A 23,433-nucleotide genomic window follows, 5' to 3' on the forward strand; every position below is an offset into this window, starting at 1 on the left:
GCTCAGGGGAAGGGGCGTCCGGTGATCACGGCGGCGACCGTGCTCCCGCGCGGGAACGCGTCCTCACCGGCCAGGACGACAAGGGCGTAAAGCAACTTGGCGACATAGAGACGCTCCACGGGCAGGCCGTGGCGGTGTTCGAAGTCCTCGGCGAACGCCTCGAGCTCCGGGGTGATCCGCGCGTATCCGCCGAAGTGGAAGCGGTCGTCGAGGCTCCAGTCGCCGCGCGGACCGCCGAACGCGCCGTGCTGCAGCGCCCGTACCGCGTCCGGCAGGAAACCGCCCTTGAGGACGGGTATGCCCAGCGCGCGCGTGCCGTCGCCGAGCCCGGCGGCCAGCCCCGCGAGGGTGCCGCCGGTCCCGCAGGCCACCGCGGCCACGTCCGCCCGCCCGGCCAGTTCCTCGCCGAGCGCCCGGCAGCCGCACACGGCGGCGGAGTTGCTGCCGCCCTCGGGCACGACGAGGGCGTCCTCGGCGTCCGCCGCGCGGAGCACGGCCGCCAGGGTCCGCGGATCGGTCTTGCGGCGGTACGTCGACCGGTCGACGAAGTGCAGCCGCATGCCGTCGGCCGCGCACCGGCCCAGGGAGGGGTTGAGCGGGCGGCCGGCGAGTTCCTGCCCGCGCACCACCCCGACCGTGCGCAGCCCGAGCAGCCGTCCGGCGGCGGCGGTGGCCCGCAGATGGTTGGAGTACGCGCCGCCGAAGGTGAGCACGGGCCGCCCGGCCGCCCCGGCGAGGTTCGGCGCGAGCTTGCGCCACTTGTTGCCGATCAGCTCCGGGTGGATCAGGTCGTCCCGCTTCAGCAGGAGCCGCACGCCCCGCCGCTCGAACCGCTCGTCCACGACCTCCCGCAGCGGAGAGGGCAGCCGCGGGCGCAGGCCCGCGGGTCCGCCGGGGCCGGGAGGGCCGGAACTGGTCACGGGGTCATTGTCGCCCGCGACCGCTCGGGCCCGCGGCCGGGCCCCCGCCTCCGGCCGCGGCCGCGGACCAGGGCGATCAGGGAGGGGCCGCCCCGCAGGCACCACAGGGCGATCACCGGGTCGCAGATCGCGCAGCCCAGGGACGAGGTGTGCGCGAACGGGATGATCGGGTTGCCCTTGAGGTGGTGGACGACGTCCCACACGGTGTGCAGCAGCCAGCCGACGCCGATGAAGGTCCACGACTCCAGACCGCGGAACGCCACGTAGGCGAGCAGCGCCGTGAAGGCGAACTCCCAGCCGCCCAGCCCTCCGCCGCTGAGGTAGGCGGCGCCCGCACCGGCGACCATGACGGCGTTCAGGCGCCGCCGGTGCGGCTCGTGGACGAGGGACATCAGCAGGGCGTAGAGGACACCGATGCCGATCGGGGCGACGTACTGCATGGCGAGGCCTTTTCCTGGGGCGGCGAGGACGGTTCACCACGCTAGGAGCGGTTCCTTTCGGGCCCCAGGGGAGTGAGCGACAGGTTCCGACGGGTTGTCGCCAGTGGGGGGTGCCTCGCGATGCCGCCGGGTCACCCCAGCCGGTCGCCGATCCGCTTCCTCATCGACGTCATCGTGTACCCGCGCGGGTCCACCTTCCCCGGCTGCCACTCCTTGTGCCCGATCACCGACCGCTCGTTCCAGCCGTGGTGGCGGCAGACGGCCGCCGCGGCTCTCTCGATGGCCTCCAGCTGCGCCGCCGGCCAGGGGTCCTCGCCGTCGCCCAGGTTCTCGCACTCGAAACCGTAGAAGTGCCGGTTGCCGTCGGTGTTGAGCTCGTTGTCCGCGGGCAGCCGCTGCTGCTCGGCGATCACCGCGCGGAGCACGTCGTCGTCGCCGAGCCCCGCGTGGTTGGCCCGGCCGTAGCCGACGAGGTGCACCCGGCCGTCCTTGGTGATGACGCCGTGGCACAGGGGCCCGGGCAGACTCGCGTAGCCCTTGCGGCAGATGTCGACCGTGCGGGCGCTGCCCTTGGTGACCGTGTGGTGGATCATCACGCCGTGGACCGGGCCCCAGGGGCCCTTGTGGTTGCGGTTGTGGTCGCGCCAGTCGCCGACCTCGACGACCGTGAGACCCTCCGCCTTCAGAGCGCGCAGGAACGCGCTCGCGGACATGGGTGGGGCCATGACCGTCCTCCTACGTGCAGGCCGGCGGCCGCCTTTCGCAGCCACCTGGTACAGGGCCTATTACCTGAAAGGAGCGAGTTCAACTACCCGTTCGGGGCTGTGCGAGCCGATCCGGACAATTTCCTTCCGGTAGGCCGCCGCCGGACACGGCGCCCCATGTGTGCCCATCCCTCCCAAGATCCAACCCCGCTCGATCGGGTAATGGCGCGGGCACGTTGCGTGAGGAACGCTTGGTCACGCACAGCGATGCCCGGCGAGGCCGGGTGCCGGTCACCATTGGGGAGGGCAATTCTCTATGTCGGTAGGCGAAGAGGTCCGCACGGAGCAGGCCAGGCAGCAGCAGAGCCTCGGCACGGCGGCGGCGCGGAACCTGGCCACCACGACCAAGTCCGTGCCGCAGATGCAGGAGATCAGCTCGCGCTGGCTGCTGCTCATGCTGCCCTGGGTCGACGTGCAGGGCGGTACGTACCGCGTGAACCGGCGGCTGACGTACGCCGTGGGTGATGGCCGGATGACGTTCGTGAAGACCGGCGACCGGGTCGAGATCATCCCGGCGGAGCTCGGTGAGCTGCCGCTGCTGCGGTCGTACGAGGACGAGGAGGTGCTGACCGAGCTGGCCTCCCGCTGCCGGCAGCGGGAGATCGAGGCCGGCCAGGTGATCGCCTCCTTCGGCAGCCCGGCGGACGAGGTGTACCTGCTGGCGCACGGCAGGGTGGAGCGCATCGGCACCGGCCCCTACGGCCAGGACGAGTCGCTCGGAGTTCTGGCCGACGGCGCCTACTTCGGTGAGCAGGCCCTGCTCGACGAGGACGCCATCTGGGAGTACACCGCCCGCACCCTCACCGCGTGCACCGTACTGGTGCTGCCCCGTGAGGCCGTCCAGCAGGTCGCCGAGCGGTCGGAGACCCTGCGCGACCACATCCGCCGGCGGACCACGGTCCCCGGCCAGCGCACCAACAAGTACGGCGAGAAGGAGATCGACCTCGCGGCCGGTCACAGCGGGGAACCGGACATCCCGCACACCTTCGTCGACTACGAGGCGAGGCCGCGCGAGTACGAACTCAGCGTCGCGCAGACCGTGCTGCGCATCCACTCCCGCGTCGCCGACCTCTACAACCAGCCCATGAACCAGACGGAACAGCAGATCCGGCTGACCGTCGAGGCGCTGAAGGAGCGCCAGGAGCACGAACTCGTCAACAACCGCGACTTCGGACTGCTCCACAACTGCGAGTACGACCAGCGGATCCAGCCGCACGACGGCGTACCCGGCCCCGACGACCTGGACGAACTCCTCAGCAGGCGGCGCGGGACCAAACTGCTGCTCGCCCACCCGCGCGCCATCGCCGCGTTCGGCCGTGAGCTCAACAAGCGGGGGCTCGTCCCGGAGACCATCGACATGGCCGGCAACCGCATCCCCACCTGGCGGGGGGTGCCGATCTACCCGTGCAACAAGATCCCGGTGACCGAGGCGCGTACGACCTCGATCATCGCCCTGCGTACCGGAGAGGAGGACCAGGGCGTCATCGGACTGCGGGCCGCCGGCATCCCCGACGAGATCGAGCCGAGTCTGTCCGTGCGGTTCATGGGCATCAACGAACAGGCCATCATCAAGTACCTGGTCACGGCCTACTACTCGGCCGCGGTCCTGGTGCCGGACGCGCTCGGCGTCCTGGAGAACGTCGAGATCGGCCGTTGGCGGTGACCCTCCGCAGGCTCCCGTCCCGCACGCCGTGTCCCCGCCCGCCCGGGCGGGTACACCTCGGGGGTACGCGCTCGGCGGGTGCGCAGACGCCGCCCCTGCGCTCCCTCACCGAGCCGGCCCCAGGGGGAAACCGATGACGGAGTCCGTGACGGAGCCCACGGCAGGGCTCGCGCCGGGCAGCCCGCCCGGTACCCCGGCCGTGCCGCAGCAGCGGCCCGGCGGCGACGGGCACGAGGCGACGGCGCTGCTGGAGCGGGCGCGGGCCGCGGTCGACCCGGTGATGCGGGCCGCCATCGGCTCGCTGCCCGGCCCGATGCGCCGCGTCGCGCTCTACCACTTCGGCTGGGAGCGGGCCGACGGCACACCGGCCGCCGGCGGTGCGGGCAAGGCGATCCGTCCCGCCCTGGTGCTCGCCGCGGCGTCCGCCCTGGGCGGGCCGGCGGCCCGGGCGGCGGCCGCGCGGGCGGCGGTCGCCGTGGAACTGGTCCACAACTTCACGCTGCTGCACGACGACGTGATGGACCGGGACACCACCCGCCGGCACCGGCCCACCGCCTGGACGGTGTTCGGGGACGCCGACGCGATCCTCGCGGGGGACGCCCTCCAGGCGCTCGCCCTGCGGCTGCTCGCGGAGGACACACATCCGGCGGCCCCGGCCGCGGCGGCACGGCTCGCGGACTGCGTGATCGAGCTGTGCGCGGGACAGCACTCCGACACGGCCATGGAGCGGCGGGCCCCCGACGAGGTCACCCTCGCCGAGACGCTCGCCATGGCCGAGGCCAAGACCGGGGCGCTGCTGGGCTGCGCCTGCGCGATCGGGGCGCTGTACGCGGACGCCGGGGACGCGGACGTGGAGGCGCTGGACGCGTTCGGCAGGGAGGCGGGCCTGGCCTTCCAGCTGATCGACGACGTGATCGGCATATGGGGCGACCCGCGGCGCACCGGCAAGCCGGCCGGCGCGGATCTGGCCGCCCGCAAGAAGTCACTGCCGGTGGTCGCCGCGCTCACCTCCGGCACGCCGGAGGCGGCGGAGCTCGCCGTCCTCTACGCGGCCCCGCACCGTGAGGAGGACGACCTGCAGCAGATCACCCTGGCCGTGGAACGGGCGGGCGGCCGTGACTGGGCCCAGGCCCAGGCGGCCGACCGGATGGCGCGGGCGATGCAGGAAGTGGCCCGGGCGGTGCCCGACCCGGAGAGGGCGGGCGGGCTGCTGGCCCTGGCCGAGTTCGTGACACGGCGCAGTACCTGACGGCCCGCCGGCCGTCACCCCGGTCCCGGAACCACCGGGTGCCGTGCGGCTCCTGACCCCGCACGGCACGGTGGCTCCGGCCCGGCGGGTCCCGCACTTCCCCACGATGTGCGGGGCCCGCCTCCTCCCGCGACCGTCCCCCGTTAGGCTCAACGCCCGTATGTACAGGCACGGTTGGAGCGAAGGGGCGGACATGGGTGTGGCGATCCGTACGGCTGGGGACGAGGACCGGGAGCTGATCGTCCGGCTTCTGGACGGGGCGTTCCAGGACGACCCGGTCAGCGGCTGGGTGTTCCCCGGCGACGAGTACCGCCGCACGACGCACCACAGGCTCATGGCCGCCTTCACCGACGTGGTACTCGCCGAGGGACGCGTCGACATCACCGAGGACGGCTCGGCGTGCGCCCTGTGGATGTCGGTACCGGCGGACGACCCCGGGCACGGCGAGGAGCAGCCGGAGGACGACGGCTTCGCGCGGATGCGCCGGGCGGTCGACCCGGAGAACGAGCGCGTGGAGCTGATCGGCCGGCTCACCGCGGGCATCCACCCCGCGGGGCGGTCCCACGAGTACCTGTGGATGATCGGCGTGGCGCCCGGCCGCCAGGGGGAGGGGCTCGGCACCGCGCTGATCGGGTCGGTCCTCGACCGCTGCGACCGGGAGGGCCGGGCGGCGTATCTCGAGGCGAGCAGCGAGCGCAGCGTCCGGCTGTACCGGCGGCTGGGTTTCGAGACGTCCGGGGAGCCCCTCGCCCTCCCGGACGGCCCGCACATGTGGCCCATGTGGCGCGAGCCCCGGCCCAGCGGCTCGGGGGCCGGCCTGGAGGGGTGAGTTCCGTGCCCTGAGCCGTCTCCCCACGGCCCACGGCCGCCACCCCCGACGACACTCCGGGGCCCCGGACAGGGACGTTCGGCCCTGGCCGCCGATGCCTCCGCGGGCTTCACTGGCTCGCGGGTGGCGCCCGCCGGCCGGTGCGAGGGCCCGGCGGCGCCGGACGACGAGGCGGCGGGGGCGGGATGAGCACAGCGGCGGACGACGGCAGGCCGGGCCGGGACATCATGGTGGTCGGGCACGCCGACCTGACCCCGGAGGCACTGCCGCTGGTGGAGTCCGCGCTGCGGGCCCGCCTGGCGCGGCGGCCCGCCCCCGCCATGGCGATGGTGCGGACCGGCGCGGGCACCCCGCTGGCGTCCGGCCGGGCGGCGCGTGCGTCGGGATGCCCGCTGGTCGTGGCGATCCCCACGCGGGTCGGGATGCCCGCGATGCCGCCCCGGCGCGACCGGATGGCGACCGGCGAGCTGCTGACCCTCGCCGACCGGGTGCGTCTGCTGACCTACGACCCGACGGACCGTGACTCCTGCATCGGCGCGGACGAGCGGCTCGTCGCCGCCGGCGGTCTCGTGCTGGCCGTCTGGGACGGCTCCCCCTCCGACGGCCGTGACGCCACGGCCCATCTGGTGACGTACGCCCGCGCACGAGGCGTCCCCGTGGAGATCGTCTGGCCCGAGGGCGCCGCCCGGGAAGCGGCGACCGCGGCCGGCGCCACGGGCTGACGGGACGACAGGGACCATCGGCCCCTGCCCGGAGCCCGTCGCAGGGCCCCTTCGACCCATGTGGAGCCCTCTCCCCGCCGTCGATCATGGGCGCGCGAAACAGCTTGGGGAGGAAGACGTCCGGTGGACGAGATACGCATGGAGCACGTGAGGACCGCGGTGGACGAGGGGCCACGTCCGGTGCCGCGCGAGGCGGCCGCCGAGCGGGCGCCCGCGGTACGGCGGGCCGCCTGGGTGGACTGGCTGACGACCACCGACCACAAGAAGATCGGCACGCTGTACCTGGTCAGCGCGTTCGTGTTCTTCGTCGTCGGCGGGGTCATGGCGCTGATGATGCGCGCGGAGCTGGCCCGGCCGGGTCTGCAGATCATGTCGAACGAGCAGTTCAACCAGGCGTTCACGATGCACGGCTCGATCATGCTGCTGATGTTCGCGATGCCGCTGTTCACCGGCTTCGCCAACTGGATCATGCCGCTGCAGATCGGCGCGCCCGACGTGGCGTTCCCCCGGCTGAACATGCTGGCGTTCTGGCTGTTCCTGTTCGGCTCCTCGATCGCGGCCGCCGGATTCCTCACGCCGGGCGGAGCCGCCGACTTCGGCTGGTTCCTGTACGCCCCGCTGTCGAACGCGGTCTACTCGCCGGGCATCGGCGCCGACCTGTGGATCATGGGCGTGGCGCTGTCGGGCTTCGGTTCGATCCTGGGCGCGGTCAACTTCATCACCACCATCATCTGCATGCGCGCCCCCGGTATGACCATGTTCCGGATGCCGATCTTCACCTGGAACGTGCTGCTGACGGCGCTGCTGGTGCTGATCGTGTTCCCGGTGCTGGCGGCGGCGCTGTTCGCGCTGGAGTGCGACCGGAAGTTCGGCAGTCACGTCTTCGACTCGGCCAACGGCGGGGCGCTGCTGTGGCAGCACCTGTTCTGGTTCTTCGGGCATCCAGAGGTGTACATCCTGGCACTGCCGTTCTTCGGCATCGTCTCCGAGGTGATCCCGGTCTTCTCGCGGAAGCCGATGTTCGGCTACATGGGCCTGATCGGCGCGACCATCGCGATCGCCGGCCTCTCGGTGACCGTGTGGGCGCACCACATGTACGTCACCGGCGGGGTGCTGCTGCCGTTCTTCTCCTTCATGACCTTCCTGATCGCGGTCCCGACGGGAGTGAAGTTCTTCAACTGGATCGGCACCATGTGGAAGGGATCGCTGAGTTTCGAGACCCCGATGCTGTGGACGACAGGCTTCCTGATCACCTTCGTCTTCGGCGGTCTGACCGGCGTCATCCTGGCCTCGCCCCCGCTGGACTTCCACGTCTCGGACACGTACTTCGTCGTGGCGCACTTCCACTACACCGTCTTCGGCACGGTGGTGTACGCGATGTTCGCCGGATTCCACTTCTGGTGGCCGAAGTTCACCGGCAAGATGCTCGACGAACGCCTCGGGAAGATCACCTTCTGGACCCTCACCGCCGGGTTCCACCTGACCTTCCTGGTCCAGCACTGGCTGGGCGCGGAGGGCATGCCGCGCCGCTACGCCGACTACCTCGCGGCCGACGGCTTCACCGCCCTGAACACCCTGTCCTCGATCGGCTCGTTCCTGCTCGGCCTGGCGATCCTGCCGTTCTTCTACAACGTCTGGAAGACCGCCAGGTACGGCGAGCCGGTCGGTGTCGACGACCCCTGGGGCTACGGCCGTTCCCTGGAGTGGGCGACCTCCTGCCCGCCGCCGCGGCACAACTTCCTCACCCTGCCCAGGGTCCGCAGCGAGTCCCCGGCGTTCGACCTGCACCACCCCGAGATCGCCGCGCTCGAATCGGGGAGGTGAGCCGTGCCGCAGCCCGTTCTGGCACTGGGATGCGCGGTGGTGACGGCCGCCGGGTCCGTCTGGTACCTGCCGGCCGTCACGGATCTGCGTGCCGGCCCCGACCGTCCGCTGTCCCGCCGCACCGCGGCGCTCGCCTGCCTGACCGGCTGGGGCACGCTCGGGGCGGTCGCCCTGGTGCTGCTCGTGGCCACGGCGTGGTGGGTGCCGGCGACGGTGGTGGCCGTGGGCGGCACGGCCGCCGGCGCGCTGTGGGCGGGTGCCGCGCTGCGGCACGCCGGTGAGCGGCGGGAGACGGCCCGGCAGTGGGCGCAGCTGCCGCACGGACCGCTGCCCGCGGGCGCCCCTCGCCCCCGTGCGGCGGTCGCCGCCTTGGCCGTCGCCGGACCGGTCGCGGGAGTGGCGGCCACCGCCGTCCCCGCGGTGATCGTCACGGTCCCGGCGCTGGTCGTGGGGGTGTTCCTGGTGATCGCCGTACGGCACACCCGTACGGTCCGGCGTGCCGCACCGGCCCGCGGTCACCACCCACACTGACCGGCTGACCCTTCACAAACGGGCACCGCTGGATGCGGAACCCGCTTCTTCTACTTGTCCTCGATCCCCTTAATCCGCTTGCACCACTACAACTGGAGTACTACAACTGGAGTTGTTCAGAAGGCAGCCCACGGAAAGAGGCCGAGTTGCGCAAGCTCACCTACTACATCGCCTGCTCCATCGACGGCTTCATCGGGGACCCGGAGGGCGACGCGACGGCGATGTACGCCTTCGTCGACGAGGAGTTCTTCGGCTTCCTCGCGGCGGAGTACCCCGAGACCATCTCGACCCCCGGCCGCAGGCAGATGAAGATCGACGACCTGCCGAACAAGCGGTTCGACACGGTCGTCCAGGGCCGGGCCAGCTACGAGCTGGCGCTGAAGGAGGGCATCACCAGCCCCTACGCCCATCTGCGCCAGTACGTCGCCTCCCGCACGCTGGGGGAGTCGCCCGACCCCGACGTCGAGATCATCGCGGACGACCTCGTCGGCCGGGTGCGCGCGCTGAAGGCCGAGGACAGCGAGCTCGACATCTACCTCTGCGGTGGAGCCGATCTCGCCGGGCAGCTGGTCGACGAGATCGACGAGCTGGTCATCAAGACGTACCCCATCGTGCAGGGCTCCGGCATGCCCATGTTCGCCTCCGGCTTCTCGATCACGGAGTTCACCCTGGAGTCGACGCGGACCTTCGGCAACGGCGCGCTGGTGCGGAACTACAGCAGTAAGCGCTGAACCGGCCACGGGCCTACCCTGGGTGCATGGACAGCGAACAACCCGTCTGTCCCGCCTGCGGACAGCCTGTGGAGACGGTGGTCCGGCGCCACAAGACGCTGGGCGCGTGGGTTCCGGTGTGGGTGCACGGCCCGTGCCGCAACCCCGAGTGCGAGGAGTTCCCCTCCCGCGAGAGCGCGGAGACCACGAGGCCCCGGCGGACCGGGGAGCCCGGTCACGCCGAGCCGGCCCTGGTGCACAAGGACGCGGCGGGCCCCGATACCGGCGACCGCTAGGTCCCCGGGCCCACGCCGCCGCCGGACGACGAGGGCGGTGTGGTGGCCGCCGCCTGCCTTCGTCACCCCCGTCGATCCGAAGGGCGGGGCAGCCCGCCCGTCTCCGGGTCCCGGCCGGTCAGGCAGTAGGTGCCGCCCGCCGGGTCCCGCATCACCGTCCAGTGGTCGAACGCGGCGGTGACCACGGCGCCGAGCCGCTCGTGCCGCGCCCTGGCCGCGGCGATGTCGGCGCAGGCGAGGTCCGGATGGGCGGAGACCGGACGGTCCTCCTCCAGCCGCTGGAGCAGGATGCGCACGGGCAGCCCCGCCGGCGGCGCCAGCACATGGAACTCCGGCCGCGAGCCGGGCGTGGAGCCCCAGTCGGGCAACAGCGCGCTCCAGAAGGCGACTTCGGCATCGAATCCGGAGGGCGGGAGATCGAGGCACACCTGGTCGAAACGGCTGCCGTGCACGACCGGCGGCCGCGCCGACTCCCCGTGCCAGGGCACCGCGCAGAACAACTGGCCCGCGGACGACCGCAGTACGGTCCACCCCTCGTGTTCGGCGACCGTCTCCGCACCCACCCGGGAGGCGTGCGCGGCGAACGCCGGCACGTCGTCCACGGAGAAGTCGAGATGCGCGCCGCCCGGGCCCGAACCGACCCGCTGCAGGCCCACGCAGGCGTCGGCGCCGTCCGCCGACAGGGTCACGAACTCCCCGTGTTCGCCGCTCGGTTCGGACAGCCGGGTCCCCGTGACGGCGGTCCAGAACTCACCCGTCCGGCCGACCGCGGACGCCGGCAGGTCGAGGAAGGCGTACGTCCAGCGCACGCTCACCGGCCGGGACGTTCCATGAACCGCAGCATGTTCCCCGCCGGATCACGGAACGCGCAGTCACGCACCCCGTACGGCTGGTCCACCGGCTCCTGGAGCACGTCCACCCCGGCGGCCCGGACGCGCTCGAAGAGGGCGTCGCAGTCGGTGGTGGTGAAATTGACGCCCCGCAGCATGCCCTTGGCCAGCAGCTCCGCCATCGCCCGCTTGTCGGCGGGGGAGGCGTCCGGGCTCGCGGCGGGCGGCTCCAGCACGATCTCCACGTCGGGCTGCTCCGGCGAGGCGACCGTCACCCAGCGCATGCCCTCGAACCCCACGTCGTTGCGGACCTCCAGGCCCAGCACGTCACGGTAGAAGGCCAGCGCCTTGTCGTGGTCGTCGACGGCGATGAAGCACTGGGCGAGTTTCACGTCCGATCCTGTGTCCATGCGCCCACGTTAGAAGGTTTCGCTCGGATCGACCCGGGGCCGGCCGCGCACCGGACGGGTGTACATCCGGGCCACGCACGGCGGGATCACCGCGCTCTCCTCGTGCGACCGGGCGCGGTACGCGCTCGGCGTCTCCCCGACCAGCTCGGTGAACCGGGCGCTGAACGAGCCGAGCGAGGTGCAGCCGACGGCGATGCACACCTCCGTCACCGTGAGGTCGCCCCGCCGCAGCAGCGCCTTGGCGCGCTCGATGCGCCGGGTCATGAGATAGGCGTACGGCGTCTGCCCGTACGCCGTGCGGAAGCTGCGCTGGAAGTGGCCGGGCGACATCAACGCGGTCCGCGCCAGCTGCGCGACGTCGAGGGGTTCGGCGTACTCGCGGTCCATCCGGTCCCGGGCCCGCCGCAGCCGCACCAGATCCTCCAGCTCCATCCGCCCAGCATCCCACGCCCCGGTGCGGCCGTCCCGGGCATGCCGAAGGGCCCCGGCCGCGATGGAGACGGCACGGGACCCCTCGGAGGTGTCCGCGAACCCGCGATGGTGCACCGATCGCCGGTCGTCGCGGGGGCAGGCCGGTTCAGGCCTTCTTGGTCTCCCAGAAGATCTTGTCGATCTGGGCGATGTAGTCCAGGGCCTTCTGGCCGGTGGCCGGGTCGGTCGAGCCCTTGGCGGCCGACAGGGCCTTCAGGGTGTCGTTGACCAGCTGGTGCAGCTCCGGGTACTTCTCGAAGTGCGGGGGCTTGAAGTAGTCGCTCCACAGCACGGAGACGTGGTGCTTCGCCAGCTCGGCGCGCTGCTCCTTGATGATGGTGGCACGCGCCTGGAAGTGCGGGTCGTCGTTGCCGGCCATCTTCTCCTGGACGGCCTTCACCGACTCCGCCTCGATGCGGGCCTGGGCAGGGTCGTACACGCCGCAGGGCAGGTCGCAGTGGGCGCTGACCTTGACCTTGGGGGCAAACAGGCGGGAAAGCATGAAGCGTTTCCTTCCTCGTGATCGTCTTCTCACAGGGGACATTACTCCGTGGCGGAGTGCTTTTCGCGCCTGCCCCCGTGGGCTTAGGACAAAAGTCCGGGGTCAGACTGAGACTGGTGGAGGAAGAAGCCGGGGAGGTGCCGGGAGATGCCGGAGCTGTCGCAGGACGCCGAGCGGGCGAGGGCGCCGCTGCCCTTCGGGGTGGCCGAGGTGACCGGGCCGTCCATGGTGCCCACGCTGCACCACGGGGACCGGCTCCTGGTCCACTACGGCGCCCGGGTCAAACGGGGTGACGTGATCGTGCTGCGGCATCCGTTCCAGCAGGACCTGCTGGTCGTGAAACGGGCCGCCGAGCGGCGCGACGGCGGCTGGTGGGTGCTCGGGGACAACGCGTACGCGGGCGGCGACAGCACCGACTACGGGGTGGTGCCCGACGAGCTGGTGCTGGGCCGGGTCCGCTTCCGCTACCGGCCGCGCGGCTCCGGGCGGCGCTCGCCGCTGGCGGTGGTCGGCTGGGCGCTGTCGTCGGCCCGGCCCGTGCTCTCCGGCCGGTCGGCCTCCAGACGCTTGCGGGCGCGGTAGGCGGCCACGTTCGCGCGGGTGGCGCAGCGGTCGGAGCAGTAGCGCCGGGAGCGGTTGGTGGAGGTGTCCAGGTAGGCGTTGCGGCAGGGCGACGCCTCGCACAGCCCGAGGCGGTCCACGCCGTACTCGGTGAGGTGGAAGGCCAGGCCCATCGCCGCGATGGCGGCGTACCCGGCGGTCGCGTTGGACGGGTGGTCGGCCAGGTGCATGTGCCACAGCGGGCGGCCGTCGTCGTCGCGGAAGTCGTGCCCGGAGATCTGTGGGCTCACCGGGAACTCCAGCAGCAGCGAGTTCAGCAGGTCGACCGCGAGGGTCTCGTCGCCGCCGTCCGCCGCCTCGAAGACCGAGCGCAGCCGGGCCCGCACCGAGCGGAACCGCGTCACGTCCGCGTCGGCGGTGCGCCGGGCGGCCGACTGGTTCGCGCCGAACAGATCGCGGACCGCCTCGACCGACGTGAGCGTGTCCTTCCCCCGGACCGGCTCCTCGGTGTTGACGAGGCGTACGGCGTAATCCGAGTAATAGGCCAGTTCCACTTGTAGTCCTTACGCAGGGGCTCTAGGGTCGTGCGTGCGGTCAAGTAACAGACGATCGTGCATCCAGGGTATTACGTGACGTACGCGAGGGAGGCGCTCGATGACGGACGCGGACACCACCACGGCCACCACCGACTGGGGGGCCTGGCAGCAGAGCTGGGACCGGCAGCAGGAGTGGTACATGCCGGACCGCGAGGAACGCTTCCGGATCATGCTCGACATGGTCGAGGCCCTCGTCGGCACCGCGCCCCGGGTACTCGACCTGGCCTGCGGCACCGGCAGCATCACCGCCCGGCTGCTCGACCGGTTCCCGGACGCCACCAGCACCGGCGTCGACCTGGACCCGGCGCTGCTCGCCATCGCCGAGGGCACCTTCGCGGGTGACGGGCGGGTCACCTTCGTGACCGCCGACCTCAAGGACCCCGACTGGCCCGCGGCACTGCCGCACGACTCCTACGACGCCGTGCTGACCGCGACCGCCCTCCACTGGCTGCACCGGGAACCTCTCGCGGATCTCTACGGGCACGTCGCGGGCCTGGTCCGCGACGGCGGTGTCTTCATGAACGCGGACCACATGATCGACGAGACGACGCCCGGGATCAACGCGGCCGAGCGCGCGCTGCGCCACGCGCGCATGGACCGGGCCCGGCGGGACGGCGCCCTCGACTGGGCCGAGTGGTGGCAGCTCGCCGCGAAGGACCCGGTCCTCGCCGGACCGACGGCCCGCCGCTTCGCGATCTACGGCGAGCACGCCGACGGCGACATGCCGGGGGCCGGCTGGCACGCCGCCGTGCTGCGCGAGAAGGGATTCGCCGAGGCGCGCCCGGTGTGGTGCTCGCCGTCGGACACCCTGCTGCTGGCGCTGAAGTAGCCGCGGGCGCACGCGAAGGGGCGGTACGGAAAGTCCGTACCGCCCCTTCGCGTGTCCGCCCGGCGCGCCTCAGCGCACCTCAGAGGACCTTGGACAGGAACGCCTTCGTGCGCTCGTGCTGCGGGTCGGTCAGGACGTCGCGCGGGTTGCCCGACTCGACCACCACACCGCCGTCCATGAAGACCAGGCTGTCGCCCACCTCGCGGGCGAAGCCCATCTCGTGGGTGACGACGACCATCGTCATCCCCGACTCGGCGAGGTCGCGCATGACGTCGAGGACGTCACCTACCAGCTCCGGGTCGAGCGCCGAGGTCGGCTCGTCGAACAGCATCAGCTTGGGCTCCATGGCGAGCGCCCGCGCGATCGCCACGCGCTGTTGCTGGCCGCCGGAGAGCTGCGAGGGGTAGTTCCCGGTCTTGTCCCCGAGGCCCACGCGGTCCAGGAGCTGCATCGCGCGCTCCCTGGCCTGTGCCTTGCTCACGCCCTTGACCTGGACCGGCGCCTCCATGACGTTCTCGACGGCCGTCATGTGCGGGAACAGGTTGAAGCGCTGGAAGACCATGCCGATGTCCCGGCGCTTGAGGGCGACCTCGCTGTCCTTCAGCTCGTAGAGCTTGTCGCCCTTCTGGCGGTAGCCGACCAGCTCGCCGTCGACGTACAGACGTCCGGCGTTGATCTTCTCGAGGTGGTTGATGCACCTCAGGAAGGTGGACTTGCCGGAGCCGGAGGGGCCGATGAGGCAGAACACCTCGCCGGACTGCACCTCGAGGTCGATGCCCTTGAGGACCTCCACGGCACCGAACGACTTGTGGACGCCCTCGGACTTGACCATGGGCGTGGCGGCCGTCTTCGTCATGCCGGGACTCCCTTCGTGCGGCGCGTGGGGAGGACCGCGGCCCTGAAACGCTGAAGGGGCGTCGGCGGCAGGGAGCGGACCGAGCCGCGGGCGTAGTGGCGCTCGATGTAGTACTGGCCGACGCTGAGGATCGAGGTCATGATCAGGTACCAGGCGGCGGCGAGGAAGTACATCTCCACCGGGGAGCCCGAGTTCTGGCCGATGTCCTTGGCCTCCTGGAAGAGGTCGGCGAACTGCACCGCCGAGACCAGCGAGGTCGTCTTCAGCATGTTGATGACCTCGTTGCCGGTGGGCGGCACGATCACTCGCATCGCCTGCGGCACGACGATCCGGCGCAGCGTCTTGGTGTGGCTCATGCCGAGCGCGTGCGACGCCTCGGTCTGGCCCTCGTCGACCGAGAGCAGCCCCGCCCGGCAGATCTCGGACATGTAGGCGGCCTCGTTGAGACCCAGACCGAGCAGCGCCGTCAGCAGCGGCGTCATGAACGACGCCCAGTAGTCCTTGTAGATCGGACCGAGGTTGATGTACTCGAAGACCAGGCCGAGGTTGAACCAGACGAAGAGCTGGACCAGGACCGGGGTGCCACGGAAGAACCAGATGTAGAACCAGGCGAGGGACGAGGTCACCGGGTTCTTGGACAGGCGCATCACGGCGAGCAGGATGCCGCCGGCGATGCCGATCACCATCGACAGCACGGTCAGGAGCAGGGTGTTCCCCACACCGTGCAGGATCCGGTCGTCGAAGAAGTAGTCGGGGATCGCGCCCCAGTTGATCTTGCCTTGGGCGAAGGCGTAGACGACCGCGCCCAGCAGGGCGAGCGCGACGACCGCGGACACGTACCGCCCGGGGTGCCGGACCGGAATGGCCTTGATGGCCTCCGGCCCGGCGGAGGGCGTTGCGCCGGGACCGTCCGTCTTGTTGACGTCAGCAGTCACGGGTGGAGCCTTTCGGAGCCGAATCGAACGGGGCTGGTTCAGGAACCGCCGTTGATCTTGGCCTCGGTGATCGCGCCGTCCGCGACACCCCACTTGTCGACGATCTTCTGGTACTCGCCGCTGTCGATGACGGCCTGGACGGCGGCCTGGAGGGCGTCACGCAGCTCGGTGTTGTCCTTGGCCACGGCTATGCCGTAGGGGCCCGCCTCGACCTGGTCACCGACGATCTCGAAGTACTTGCCGCCGCCGGAGTTCTTCACGGAGTACGCGGCGATCGGGAAGTCGGCGGAGACGACGTCCGCGCCCTTGGAACGCATCCGGGTCTCGGCCTCGGGGTTGGTGTCGAAGGGCTCGATCTTCAGCGTCTTCTCGCCGGCGTCCGTGCACTTCTTCGCCTGGTCCTTGGCGAGGTCGTGGGAGAAGGTGTTGCGCTGGACGGCCATGGTCTTGCCGCAGAGGTCGTCCCAGGTCTTGATGCCCTGGTCGGCGCCCTTGTTGGTGTAGAGCGAGACGCCCGCGGTGAAGTAGTCGACGAAGTCGACGCCCGCGCCGACCTTCTTGCCGGTGTCGGCGTCGACGCCCTCCTGGCGGTCCTTGGTGTCGGTCATGGCCGACATGGCCATGTCGTAGCGCTTGGAGGCGAGACCGCCGATGAGCGTGTCGAAGGTGGCGTTCTCGAACTCGAAGGTGACACCGAGCTGCTTGCCCATCGCCGCGGCGAGGTCGGGGTCGATGCCGACCACCTTGCCGGAGTCGTCCTTGAACTCGACCGGGGCGTAGGCGATGTCCGAACCGACCTTGACGACGCCCTTGTCGCGGATCGACTGGGGGAGCTTGTCGGCAAGCGGGGCCTTGCTCTCGGACTTGCTCTCACCGGAGCCCTTGTCCTTGGTCTGGTCACCGCAGCCGGTGAGAAGCAGTGCGCCTGCGACCGCGATCGCGCCGGCCGCCGCAAGACGGGAGCGCGCGGCGGTGGTACGACGGGTGGTGCTTGCGGTCATGGTGGGTTCCTCCGGCGGATGGGTGGAGATGCCGATGGGTGGGCCGCCGCCGATGGCATCGGCAGCGCCGCAGGTCGCCGAAGAACACACGCCTTCGGGTGTCGCGACCTCGTGCGATTACGGCATCTTGCCATTCGGACTGAGCCGTTCAGGGGGCTCCCTATGTCAAAATCGGATAACGGGTGACACCCGAACCGCATCACTCCGGGACATCTGGCCGGACAGTCTGCGGGAATCTGCCGTTCCGGCAGGAAGATCTTCGGCATATCCCAGGATGTGGACGCGTACCGCGAGGATTTTGCCGCGGTTGTGGGCTTGCTCCTACTTCCCCGCGGCCTTGTCCTGATATCGAGCGACAATTCAAGGTCCCGGCATGTGACCTTCGCGTTATGGACTCGTCGCCGACGGCGTCCGTCCGGTAAGAAGGTTCTTTACACCCCTCATCCGGGGCTCAAGGGCGCGTGTGCGGCGCGCCCGTCGTGTTTGGCCCGTACGCATCAACCCTCCGGGCCTTGCGCGGTCCCGCCCACCCCTCACCAGGAGTGGCAACCCTCAAACCATGAACAATTAAGGGGTAAAACCAAGTGGCAGCGGAGATTGTCAATCCTCGCAGCGACAGCGAAAGCCGGAACGGTCCCACGGAGCGGGAGAACGGGGCCGAGCCCCTCGATTCCTTCGACCCGGCGTTCGCGCTGCACCGCGGCGGCAAGATGGCTGTGCAGGCCACCGTGCCGATCCGCGACAAGGACGATCTGTCCCTGGCTTACACGCCCGGCGTCGCGAAGGTGTGCAGCGCGATCGCCGAGCAGCCGGACCTCGTCCACGACTACACCTGGAAGTCGTCGGTCGTCGCCGTCGTGACCGACGGCACGGCCGTGCTGGGACTCGGTGACATCGGGCCCGAGGCCTCCCTCCCGGTGATGGAGGGCAAGGCCATCCTCTTCAAGCAGTTCGGCGGGGTGGACGCCGTCCCGCTCGCCCTGAACTGCACCGACGTCGACGAGATCGTCGAGACCGTGGTCCGGCTCGCCCCGTCCTTCGGCGGCGTGAACCTGGAGGACATCTCGGCGCCGCGGTGCTTCGAGATCGAGCGCCGGCTGCAGGAGCGGCTGGACATCCCGGTCTTCCACGACGACCAGCACGGCACGGCGGTCGTGTCGCTGGCGGCGCTGCGCAACGCGGCGCGGCTCAGCGGACGCACGCTGGGCGAGCTGCGCGCCGTCATCTCGGGCGCCGGCGCGGCGGGTGTCGCGATCGCCAGGATGCTGGTCGAGGCCGGCATCGGCGATGTCGCCGTGGCCGACCGCAAGGGCGTCGTGTCGCGCGACCGCGACGACCTCACGCCGATCAAGGCGGAGCTGGCGTCGTTCACCAACAAGGCCGGGATCTCCGGCTCCCTGGAGGCCGCGCTGGCCGGCGCCGACGTCTTCATCGGCGTCTCCGGCGGCACGGTGCCGGAGCCGGCGGTGGCGTCGATGGCCGAGGGCGCGTTCGTCTTCGCCATGGCCAACCCGGACCCGGAGGTGCACCCGGAGGTCGCGCACAAGTACGCGGCGGTCGTGGCCACCGGACGGTCGGACTTCCCGAACCAGATCAACAACGTGCTGGCGTTCCCGGGGATCTTCGCGGGGGCGCTGCAGGTGCGCGCCTCCCGGATCACCGAGGGGATGAAGCTGGCCGCGGCCGAGGCGCTGGCCTCGGTGGTCGGTGACGACCTCGCCGCCGACTACGTCATCCCGTCCCCGTTCGACGAGCGGGTCGCCCCCGCGGTGACCGCGGCCGTGGCCGCCGCCGCCCGGGCGGAGGGCGTCGCCCGCCGCTGAGGCGTGCCGTGCCGTCGGCCTCGTCCCCGGATGCGGGGGCGGGGCCGTTTTCTTTGCCGGGGACCCGTCCGGCGGTGCGGCCGCCGCGGCCGGGTGGCAAGAGGGCGTGTCTCACAGCGGGGCCTGGTTCCTTCGGCGGGGCCGGGAACCTATCGTCAAGGTCATGTTCGCCGTCTACGCCGCCCGAATCGACCGCGACCAGCCGCTGACGGGTCTGGAGTTGGGAGAGCGCCCCGCTCCCGAGTCCCGTCCCGGCTGGAGCACCGTCACGGTCAAGGCCGCCTCCCTCAACCACCACGACCTCTGGTCCCTGCGGGGCGTCGGCCTCGCGGAGGACAAGCTGCCGATGATCCTCGGCTGCGACGCCGCCGGCATCGACGAGGACGGCAACGAGGTCGTCCTGCACTCGGTGATCGGACAGAGCGGTCACGGGGTGGGGCCCAAGGAGCCCCGCTCCATCCTGACCGAGCGCTACCAGGGCACCTTCGCGGAGCAGGTCGCCGTGCCCACCTGGAACATCCTGCCCAAGCCGAAGGAGCTCTCCTTCGAGGAGGCCGCCTGTCTGCCGACGGCCTGGCTGACCGCGTACCGGATGCTGTTCACCAACGCCGGGGTGCGGCCCGGGGACTCGGTGCTGGTGCAGGGCGCCGGGGGCGGCGTCGCCACCGCCGCGATCGTGCTCGGCAGGGCCGCGGGGCTGCGGGTCTTCGCCACCAGCCGGGACGAGGCGAAGCGCAAGCGGGCGCTGGAACTCGGCGCCGTGGAGGCGGTGGAGCCCGGGGCGCGGCTGCCGCAGCGGGTCGACGCGGTGATCGAGACCGTGGGCGCCGCCACCTGGTCCCACTCGGTGAAGTCGCTGCGTCCCGGCGGCACGCTGGTGATCTCCGGCGCCACCAGCGGCGACCGGCCGTCGCATGCCGAGCTGACCCGGATCTTCTTCCTTGAGCTCAAGATCGTCGGCTCGACGATGGGCACCAAGGACGAGCTGGAGGACCTGCTCTCCTTCTGCGCCGCCGCGGGCGTACGGCCCGTCATCGACGAGGCGCTGCCCATGGACCGGGCGCGGGAGGGCTTCGAACGGATGGAGTCCGGCGGGCAGTTCGGCAAGATCGTGCTCACCAACCCCTGACGTCTCTTTTCTTCTTCCGCCACGGCCGGCCCGGTCACCCGGGTCGGCCGTCTGCATGTCAACCGTGGTTGACATCCCGTGGCTGTCAATCTAAGTTGACATCATGACTGAGGCAACCGACCTCGCCGAGCGGGCGGGCGACCGCGACCCACGGGTCGGCCTGCGGGCTGTCGCCGCCCTGCGCCGGCTGCTGGAGCAACTGGAGGCCGTGCAGGTGCGCAACGCGCGCAACCAGGGCTGGTCGTGGCAGGAGATCGCGGCCGAGCTCGGGGTCAGCAGGCAGGCCGTGCACAAGAAGTACGGGAGGCATTGATGTTCGAGCGATTCACGAAGGACGCCCGTGACGTGGTGAAGGGGGCGGTCGAACAGGCGGAGGGCGCGGGGGCCGGGCGGGTGGGGGCCGAGCATCTGCTGCTGGCCCTGCTCGACCGGGAAGGCAGCCGGGCCTCCTTCGCGCTGTCCGCCCTCGGCGCCGGTGAGCGGCGCGAGTCGGTGCGGACGGCGCTGGGGGAGGCCCGGCGGCGGGCCGGGCTGACGCAGGCCGAGACCGACGCGCTCGCCGGGATCGGGATCGATGTCTCGGAGATCGTGGCCCGGGTGGAGGAGGTGCACGGGACGGGGGCGATGTCCGGCGACCGGAAGGGCCCCGGCCGGAGGTCGGGACACCGGCCGTTCGACCGCGCGGCCAAGGACGTGCTCACGGGCGCCCTGCGTGCCGCCACCGCCCTGCGCGACCGCCGTATCGGTGACGAGCACCTCCTGCTGGCCCTGACCACCCGCCCCGGCGTCCCCGCCGAGGTCCTCGCCGACCACGGCGTCACCTACGAGTCCGTGACCCGGGTGCTGTACGGAGAGGGCGAGGCCAAGGCCGGCTGACGGCGGCTCCGCAGGGCCCGGCCGGCCTCGGTCCCGCCGGTCGGGACCGAGCCCGGGCGGCTCAGGACTTCGGTGCGCGCAGTATCGCGCCGATGTGGGCCGCCGCCGTGGACAGGTGGCGGCGGGCGTCGCGGTACTGGTCGGCGGTGACGCCGTGGTCGCGGGCCGCGTCACGGACGTCGTCCCGGAAGCGGTCCAGGAGGCGCTCCAGGTCCCGGGCGGGATCGCCGGTGGAGTCCGAGGGGTCACCGTGACCCCAGGCCGGGACGTATTCGGCGGGGAAGTCCTCGGAGGTCCGGGAGTACGACGGCTCGGAGGTCTTGCCGGGGCCGCCCGCGCCGGGGCGGCCGAAGGCGAAGTCCTTGCCGAACTCGCTCATCTCCTTGACCACTTCGCCGAGGCCCTCGCGCAGACCCGTCGGCCAGTCGCCCCGGGCGAAGTGGCCCTGCACCTGCTCCTGGACCTGCCGCGCGATGCGCTGCACCTGCTCCTGCGCCCTGTCCTGGGCCTCCTTGGCCTGGCGGCGGGCGCGCTGCGCCTCCTCGCGGGAGCGGCGGCTCTCGTCCTTGGCGCGCCGGGCCTGTTCCTTCCACTCCTGCTTGGCGCGGCGCATCTCCTCCTTGGCGGCGCGCCAGGCATCGCTGTCGCCGAAGACCCCGAAGTCGAAGTCGCCGAAACCGCCGCCCTCTTCGGAGGACGCCCCGCCCTTACGGCTCTGGCGGGCCTGGCCGGCCGCCGCCCGCATCTCGCGGCGCAGGTCGCCCGCGGCGCCGCTGACGTCGGCGCGGATCTCGGCGGCCAGCTCCGCGACCGACTCGCGGATCTCCAGTTCCAGATCGGCCAGTTCGCCGCTGCGGTCGGCCAGTTCGGCCCGGCCGGCGTCCGTGATCGAGTACACCTTGCGGCCGCCCTCGGTGGTGTGGGTGACCAGGCCTTCCGCCTCCAGCTTGGCGAGCCGCGGGTAGACGGTGCCCGCCGACGGGGCGTACAGCCCCTGGAAGCGCTCCTCGAGGAGGCGGATCACCTCGTAGCCGTGGCGGGGGGCCTCGTCGAGCAGCTTCAGCAGGTAGAGGCGGAGGCGTCCGTGGGCGAAGACGGGGGGCATGTCAGAGCACCTTCTTGTCGGTCGTGCCGGCGGTCTCTCCCGAGCCGTCCCGCGGGCCGGGCTCGTCCTCCCCGGCCGGGCGGCGCAGCAGGGCGATGGACCCGGAGACGGTGGTGGCGCGCAGCTTGCCGCTGCCCGCGCCCAGGCGGCCGGTGAGCTTGTGGGCGCCCCACTGGCCCTCTATCCGGAGGTCGTCGAAGGCGTTGGAGATGGCGCCGCTCGCGGTGTTGGCCTCGACGTCGGCGTCCGCCGGTTCCGGCAGCCGGATGGCGATCTCTCCCGAGACGCTGGTCAGCCGGACGTCGGTGGGGCCGTCGGGGTCGAGGTCCACGATCATGGATCCGCTGACCGAGTCCGCCCGGACGGAGGATCCGGAGCCGTCGACGACGGTGAGGTCTCCGGAGACGGAGGCGAAGCGGAGGTCGCCGGTGACGGACTGTGCCTCCACGTTCCCCGTCACGGTGTCGGCGCGGACGGGGCCGGAGAGGGCGACGAGGGTGGTGTCGCCCGCGACACCCTTGACGGCGGCGGGTCCGCGGATGCCGGAGACCATGGCGCCGGCGCCTACTACGCCGACCTCCACGCGGGTCCGGGCGGGGACGGCGAGGGAGACGACCGCGCTGCGGCGCCAGCCCTTGCGGTCGAGCCACTTGAGGAAGCCCTTCCAGGGAAGGTCGTCGTAGGCCACCGTGAGGGTGCCGTTCTTCTCGGTCACCCGCAGGGGCGGGCCCTCGATCTCGGAGACCTCCAGGCGGGCGGGGCCCTCGTCGGTGCCCACCACGTTGACCGTGCCGTTGACGATGCGTACGTGGAGCTCGGTCACGGGGGCGTCGAAGGTGAGCTTTGTGGGCTCCGCTACGGACGACTCGGGCATGGTGACGACCTCCTGGGGTGGCGATGGCCCGGTGGCGCGTGGACGCGCCATATCGCGTCTTGCGTGAATCACGATATATCGCGGAGGTCGAAAGTCAAGACACTCGTCTTGGTGAGCGGTCTGTTCGGTGGGCCTTTCGTGCGCGGTGGGCGGGCGCTGCGTGGGGGTGGCCGGGGGTGGGATTACGCAGCCCGGCGTTTGCGGGGTGCCGTCGCGCCCACCCGTGCCGCCCCAGCGGCACGACTGCCCGCGGAGTGCGGCTGCGGCGGCGCGGCTGCCCGCAGGGACGCGGGTCGCTGCGGGGACGCGGGTGGGGCGGCGCGGCGGCCCGCGGGAGTGCGGCTGCGGCGGTGGGGTCGAGGCGGCGCGCCGGCGTCACACCCGGCTGAGGGCGCTGCACGCCTGGCGCACGCCCGAGCGCGGCCGGGGGAGGAGGGGGTTAGTCGTCTTCCTCGTCGTCCAGGCGGGCCAGCCAGGTGGCCAGGCGTTCCACCGGGACCTCGAAGTCGGGGTTGAGGTCGACGAACGTGCGCAGCTGCTCGGCCAGCCACTCGAAGGTGACCTCCTCCTCCCCGCGCCGCTTCTCCAGTTCCTCGATGCCACGGTCCGTGAAGTACATGAGGACAAGGATATGTGCCGGAAAACGGCCGGGCCGCACCCCCGGGAAGGGGGTGCGGCCCGTACGCG

Annotated in this window: 28 protein-coding genes; 14 read left to right on the plus strand and 14 right to left on the minus strand. The window is 71.6% G+C overall.

Annotated features, from left to right (window positions below):
- Positions 1-2 precede the first annotated feature (2 nt).
- The 3 genes from CNQ36_RS23880 to CNQ36_RS23890 all read right to left on the minus strand — a co-directional run bounded on the left by CNQ36_RS23880 (position 3) and on the right by CNQ36_RS23890 (position 2,085).
- Positions 3-920, minus strand: coding sequence for a 1-aminocyclopropane-1-carboxylate deaminase/D-cysteine desulfhydrase (locus CNQ36_RS23880; RefSeq protein WP_121547478.1), 918 nt, complete (start codon positions 918-920; stop codon positions 3-5).
- Positions 917-1,360: a DUF6010 family protein gene (locus CNQ36_RS23885; RefSeq protein WP_121547479.1), complete on the minus strand. Its 444-nt coding sequence runs from the start codon at positions 1,358-1,360 to the stop codon at positions 917-919. Before CNQ36_RS23885 ends, CNQ36_RS23880 begins: the two co-directional genes overlap by 4 nt.
- 131 nt (positions 1,361-1,491) lie before the next feature.
- Complete coding sequence (locus CNQ36_RS23890; RefSeq protein ID WP_206278498.1) at positions 1,492-2,085, minus strand: N-acetylmuramoyl-L-alanine amidase; 594 nt, start codon at positions 2,083-2,085, stop codon at positions 1,492-1,494.
- A gap of 295 nt (positions 2,086-2,380) precedes the next feature.
- On the opposite strand from CNQ36_RS23890, the gene CNQ36_RS23895 reads away from it, so the two are divergent.
- From CNQ36_RS23895 to CNQ36_RS23930, 8 genes are all read left to right on the plus strand, one after another.
- A complete protein-coding gene (locus tag CNQ36_RS23895) occupies positions 2,381-3,787 on the plus strand; it encodes a family 2B encapsulin nanocompartment shell protein (protein ID WP_121547481.1) in 1,407 nt (468 codons plus the stop codon).
- A 133-nt stretch (positions 3,788-3,920) separates the two neighbouring features.
- A complete protein-coding gene (locus CNQ36_RS23900; protein WP_121547482.1) occupies positions 3,921-5,036 on the plus strand; it encodes a family 2 encapsulin nanocompartment cargo protein polyprenyl transferase in 1,116 nt (371 codons plus the stop codon).
- A 193-nt stretch (positions 5,037-5,229) separates the two neighbouring features.
- A complete protein-coding gene (locus CNQ36_RS23905) occupies positions 5,230-5,865 on the plus strand; it encodes a GNAT family N-acetyltransferase (protein ID WP_121547483.1) in 636 nt (211 codons plus the stop codon).
- 185 nt (positions 5,866-6,050) lie between these two features.
- Positions 6,051-6,587, plus strand: coding sequence for a hypothetical protein (locus CNQ36_RS23910; RefSeq protein ID WP_121547484.1), 537 nt, complete (start codon positions 6,051-6,053; stop codon positions 6,585-6,587).
- Between the two features lie 123 nt (positions 6,588-6,710).
- Entirely contained in the window at positions 6,711-8,411 is a 1,701-nt protein-coding gene (ctaD, locus tag CNQ36_RS23915; protein WP_040906149.1) for an aa3-type cytochrome oxidase subunit I, read from the plus strand.
- Between the two features lie 3 nt (positions 8,412-8,414).
- The gene (locus CNQ36_RS23920) at positions 8,415-8,942 is read left to right on the plus strand and encodes a hypothetical protein (protein WP_121547485.1); all 528 of its coding nucleotides are present in this window, start codon (positions 8,415-8,417) and stop codon (positions 8,940-8,942) included.
- Positions 8,943-9,088: 146 nt separating this feature from the next.
- The gene (locus CNQ36_RS23925; RefSeq protein ID WP_121547486.1) at positions 9,089-9,673 is read left to right on the plus strand and encodes a dihydrofolate reductase family protein; all 585 of its coding nucleotides are present in this window, start codon (positions 9,089-9,091) and stop codon (positions 9,671-9,673) included.
- A 26-nt stretch (positions 9,674-9,699) separates the two neighbouring features.
- On the plus strand, positions 9,700-9,948 hold the full coding sequence (locus CNQ36_RS23930; RefSeq protein ID WP_121547487.1) for a hypothetical protein: 249 nt from the start codon (positions 9,700-9,702) through the stop codon (positions 9,946-9,948).
- Positions 9,949-10,010: 62 nt separating this feature from the next.
- Here the strand turns inward: CNQ36_RS23930 and CNQ36_RS23935 are convergent, their stop codons facing one another.
- The 4 genes from CNQ36_RS23935 to sodN form a co-directional block, all read right to left on the minus strand.
- The gene (locus tag CNQ36_RS23935; RefSeq protein ID WP_121547488.1) at positions 10,011-10,763 is read right to left on the minus strand and encodes a VOC family protein; all 753 of its coding nucleotides are present in this window, start codon (positions 10,761-10,763) and stop codon (positions 10,011-10,013) included.
- Positions 10,760-11,188, minus strand: coding sequence for a VOC family protein (locus CNQ36_RS23940; protein ID WP_004925788.1), 429 nt, complete (start codon positions 11,186-11,188; stop codon positions 10,760-10,762). The genes CNQ36_RS23935 and CNQ36_RS23940 overlap by 4 nt, the downstream gene beginning before the upstream one ends.
- 9 nt (positions 11,189-11,197) lie before the next feature.
- Positions 11,198-11,620 (minus strand): helix-turn-helix domain-containing protein, encoded by a 423-nt coding sequence (locus tag CNQ36_RS23945; protein ID WP_004925786.1) that lies wholly within the window; start codon positions 11,618-11,620, stop codon positions 11,198-11,200.
- 145 nt (positions 11,621-11,765) lie between these two features.
- Complete coding sequence (gene sodN / locus CNQ36_RS23950) at positions 11,766-12,161, minus strand: superoxide dismutase, Ni (RefSeq protein WP_121547489.1); 396 nt, start codon at positions 12,159-12,161, stop codon at positions 11,766-11,768.
- 147 nt (positions 12,162-12,308) lie between these two features.
- On the opposite strand from sodN, the gene sodX reads away from it, so the two are divergent.
- Positions 12,309-12,743, plus strand: a complete 435-nt coding sequence (sodX, locus tag CNQ36_RS23955; RefSeq protein WP_004925778.1) for a nickel-type superoxide dismutase maturation protease — start codon at positions 12,309-12,311, stop codon at positions 12,741-12,743.
- On the opposite strand, the gene CNQ36_RS23960 is transcribed toward sodX, so the two are convergent.
- Entirely contained in the window at positions 12,626-13,276 is a 651-nt protein-coding gene (locus CNQ36_RS23960) for a CGNR zinc finger domain-containing protein (RefSeq protein WP_004925775.1), read from the minus strand. The genes sodX and CNQ36_RS23960 overlap by 118 nt on opposite strands.
- A gap of 100 nt (positions 13,277-13,376) precedes the next feature.
- Between CNQ36_RS23960 and CNQ36_RS23965 the strand changes: the two genes are divergently transcribed.
- Positions 13,377-14,147 (plus strand): class I SAM-dependent methyltransferase, encoded by a 771-nt coding sequence (locus CNQ36_RS23965; RefSeq protein ID WP_004925773.1) that lies wholly within the window; start codon positions 13,377-13,379, stop codon positions 14,145-14,147.
- Positions 14,148-14,226: 79 nt separating this feature from the next.
- On the opposite strand, the gene CNQ36_RS23970 is transcribed toward CNQ36_RS23965, so the two are convergent.
- Genes CNQ36_RS23970 through CNQ36_RS23980 form a run of 3 tightly spaced genes read right to left on the minus strand, consistent with a single transcriptional unit; the run spans position 14,227 to position 16,939 of the window.
- Positions 14,227-15,003 carry an amino acid ABC transporter ATP-binding protein gene (locus CNQ36_RS23970; RefSeq protein ID WP_040906148.1) on the minus strand — a complete coding sequence of 259 codons (777 nt, stop codon included), beginning with the start codon at positions 15,001-15,003 and terminating at the stop codon, positions 14,227-14,229.
- Positions 15,000-15,938 (minus strand): amino acid ABC transporter permease, encoded by a 939-nt coding sequence (locus CNQ36_RS23975; RefSeq protein WP_121547490.1) that lies wholly within the window; start codon positions 15,936-15,938, stop codon positions 15,000-15,002. The genes CNQ36_RS23970 and CNQ36_RS23975 overlap by 4 nt, the downstream gene beginning before the upstream one ends.
- Positions 15,939-15,976: 38 nt before the next feature.
- Positions 15,977-16,939, minus strand: coding sequence for an ABC transporter substrate-binding protein (locus CNQ36_RS23980; RefSeq protein WP_121547491.1), 963 nt, complete (start codon positions 16,937-16,939; stop codon positions 15,977-15,979).
- 584 nt (positions 16,940-17,523) lie between these two features.
- Here CNQ36_RS23980 and CNQ36_RS23990 point away from each other — a divergent pair.
- The 4 genes from CNQ36_RS23990 (at position 17,524) to CNQ36_RS24005 (ending at position 20,767) form a co-directional block, all read left to right on the plus strand.
- Positions 17,524-18,762, plus strand: coding sequence for an NAD(P)-dependent malic enzyme (locus CNQ36_RS23990; protein WP_121547492.1), 1,239 nt, complete (start codon positions 17,524-17,526; stop codon positions 18,760-18,762).
- Between the two features lie 163 nt (positions 18,763-18,925).
- Positions 18,926-19,891, plus strand: a complete 966-nt coding sequence (locus CNQ36_RS23995) for a zinc-binding dehydrogenase (RefSeq protein WP_121547493.1) — start codon at positions 18,926-18,928, stop codon at positions 19,889-19,891.
- A 103-nt stretch (positions 19,892-19,994) separates the two neighbouring features.
- A complete protein-coding gene (locus CNQ36_RS24000) occupies positions 19,995-20,204 on the plus strand; it encodes an HTH domain-containing protein (protein ID WP_004925761.1) in 210 nt (69 codons plus the stop codon).
- Positions 20,204-20,767, plus strand: a complete 564-nt coding sequence (locus CNQ36_RS24005; protein ID WP_121547494.1) for a Clp protease N-terminal domain-containing protein — start codon at positions 20,204-20,206, stop codon at positions 20,765-20,767. Before CNQ36_RS24000 ends, CNQ36_RS24005 begins: the two co-directional genes overlap by 1 nt.
- A 61-nt stretch (positions 20,768-20,828) precedes the next feature.
- Here the strand turns inward: CNQ36_RS24005 and CNQ36_RS24010 are convergent, their stop codons facing one another.
- The 3 genes from CNQ36_RS24010 to CNQ36_RS24020 form a co-directional block, all read right to left on the minus strand.
- The gene (locus CNQ36_RS24010) at positions 20,829-21,872 is read right to left on the minus strand and encodes a PadR family transcriptional regulator (RefSeq protein WP_004925757.1); all 1,044 of its coding nucleotides are present in this window, start codon (positions 21,870-21,872) and stop codon (positions 20,829-20,831) included.
- A gap of 1 nt (position 21,873) precedes the next feature.
- Positions 21,874-22,746 carry a DUF4097 family beta strand repeat-containing protein gene (locus CNQ36_RS24015; protein ID WP_121547495.1) on the minus strand — a complete coding sequence of 291 codons (873 nt, stop codon included), beginning with the start codon at positions 22,744-22,746 and terminating at the stop codon, positions 21,874-21,876.
- A gap of 439 nt (positions 22,747-23,185) precedes the next feature.
- Positions 23,186-23,365 (minus strand): DUF6104 family protein, encoded by a 180-nt coding sequence (locus tag CNQ36_RS24020; RefSeq protein ID WP_040906144.1) that lies wholly within the window; start codon positions 23,363-23,365, stop codon positions 23,186-23,188.
- Positions 23,366-23,433: the final 68 nt, after the last annotated feature.

The sequence above is a fragment of the Streptomyces fungicidicus genome (assembly GCF_003665435.1).
GTDB lineage: Bacteria > Actinomycetota > Actinomycetes > Streptomycetales > Streptomycetaceae > Streptomyces > Streptomyces fungicidicus.

Bases quoted from the DNA above. Each gene is read 5' to 3' on its own strand.
- CNQ36_RS23885 (WP_121547479.1), bottom strand. From the start codon at position 1,360: ATGCAGTACGTCGCCCCGATCGGCATCGGTGTCCTCTACGCCCTGCTG.
- CNQ36_RS23890 (WP_206278498.1), bottom strand. From the start codon at position 2,085: ATGGCCCCACCCATGTCCGCGAGCGCGTTCCTGCGCGCTCTGAAGGCG.
- CNQ36_RS23895 (WP_121547481.1), top strand. From the start codon at position 2,381: ATGTCGGTAGGCGAAGAGGTCCGCACGGAGCAGGCCAGGCAGCAGCAG.
- CNQ36_RS23900 (WP_121547482.1), top strand. From the start codon at position 3,921: ATGACGGAGTCCGTGACGGAGCCCACGGCAGGGCTCGCGCCGGGCAGC.
- CNQ36_RS23905 (WP_121547483.1), top strand. From the start codon at position 5,230: ATGGGTGTGGCGATCCGTACGGCTGGGGACGAGGACCGGGAGCTGATC.
- CNQ36_RS23910 (WP_121547484.1), top strand. From the start codon at position 6,051: ATGAGCACAGCGGCGGACGACGGCAGGCCGGGCCGGGACATCATGGTG.
- CNQ36_RS23930 (WP_121547487.1), top strand. From the start codon at position 9,700: ATGGACAGCGAACAACCCGTCTGTCCCGCCTGCGGACAGCCTGTGGAG.
- CNQ36_RS23940 (WP_004925788.1), bottom strand. From the start codon at position 11,188: ATGGACACAGGATCGGACGTGAAACTCGCCCAGTGCTTCATCGCCGTC.
- CNQ36_RS23945 (WP_004925786.1), bottom strand. From the start codon at position 11,620: ATGGAGCTGGAGGATCTGGTGCGGCTGCGGCGGGCCCGGGACCGGATG.
- sodN (WP_121547489.1), bottom strand. From the start codon at position 12,161: ATGCTTTCCCGCCTGTTTGCCCCCAAGGTCAAGGTCAGCGCCCACTGC.
- sodX (WP_004925778.1), top strand. From the start codon at position 12,309: ATGCCGGAGCTGTCGCAGGACGCCGAGCGGGCGAGGGCGCCGCTGCCC.
- CNQ36_RS23965 (WP_004925773.1), top strand. From the start codon at position 13,377: ATGACGGACGCGGACACCACCACGGCCACCACCGACTGGGGGGCCTGG.
- CNQ36_RS23970 (WP_040906148.1), bottom strand. From the start codon at position 15,003: ATGACGAAGACGGCCGCCACGCCCATGGTCAAGTCCGAGGGCGTCCAC.
- CNQ36_RS23980 (WP_121547491.1), bottom strand. From the start codon at position 16,939: ATGACCGCAAGCACCACCCGTCGTACCACCGCCGCGCGCTCCCGTCTT.
- CNQ36_RS23995 (WP_121547493.1), top strand. From the start codon at position 18,926: ATGTTCGCCGTCTACGCCGCCCGAATCGACCGCGACCAGCCGCTGACG.
- CNQ36_RS24000 (WP_004925761.1), top strand. From the start codon at position 19,995: ATGACTGAGGCAACCGACCTCGCCGAGCGGGCGGGCGACCGCGACCCA.
- CNQ36_RS24005 (WP_121547494.1), top strand. From the start codon at position 20,204: ATGTTCGAGCGATTCACGAAGGACGCCCGTGACGTGGTGAAGGGGGCG.
- CNQ36_RS24010 (WP_004925757.1), bottom strand. From the start codon at position 21,872: ATGCCCCCCGTCTTCGCCCACGGACGCCTCCGCCTCTACCTGCTGAAG.
- CNQ36_RS24015 (WP_121547495.1), bottom strand. From the start codon at position 22,746: ATGCCCGAGTCGTCCGTAGCGGAGCCCACAAAGCTCACCTTCGACGCC.
- CNQ36_RS24020 (WP_040906144.1), bottom strand. From the start codon at position 23,365: ATGTACTTCACGGACCGTGGCATCGAGGAACTGGAGAAGCGGCGCGGG.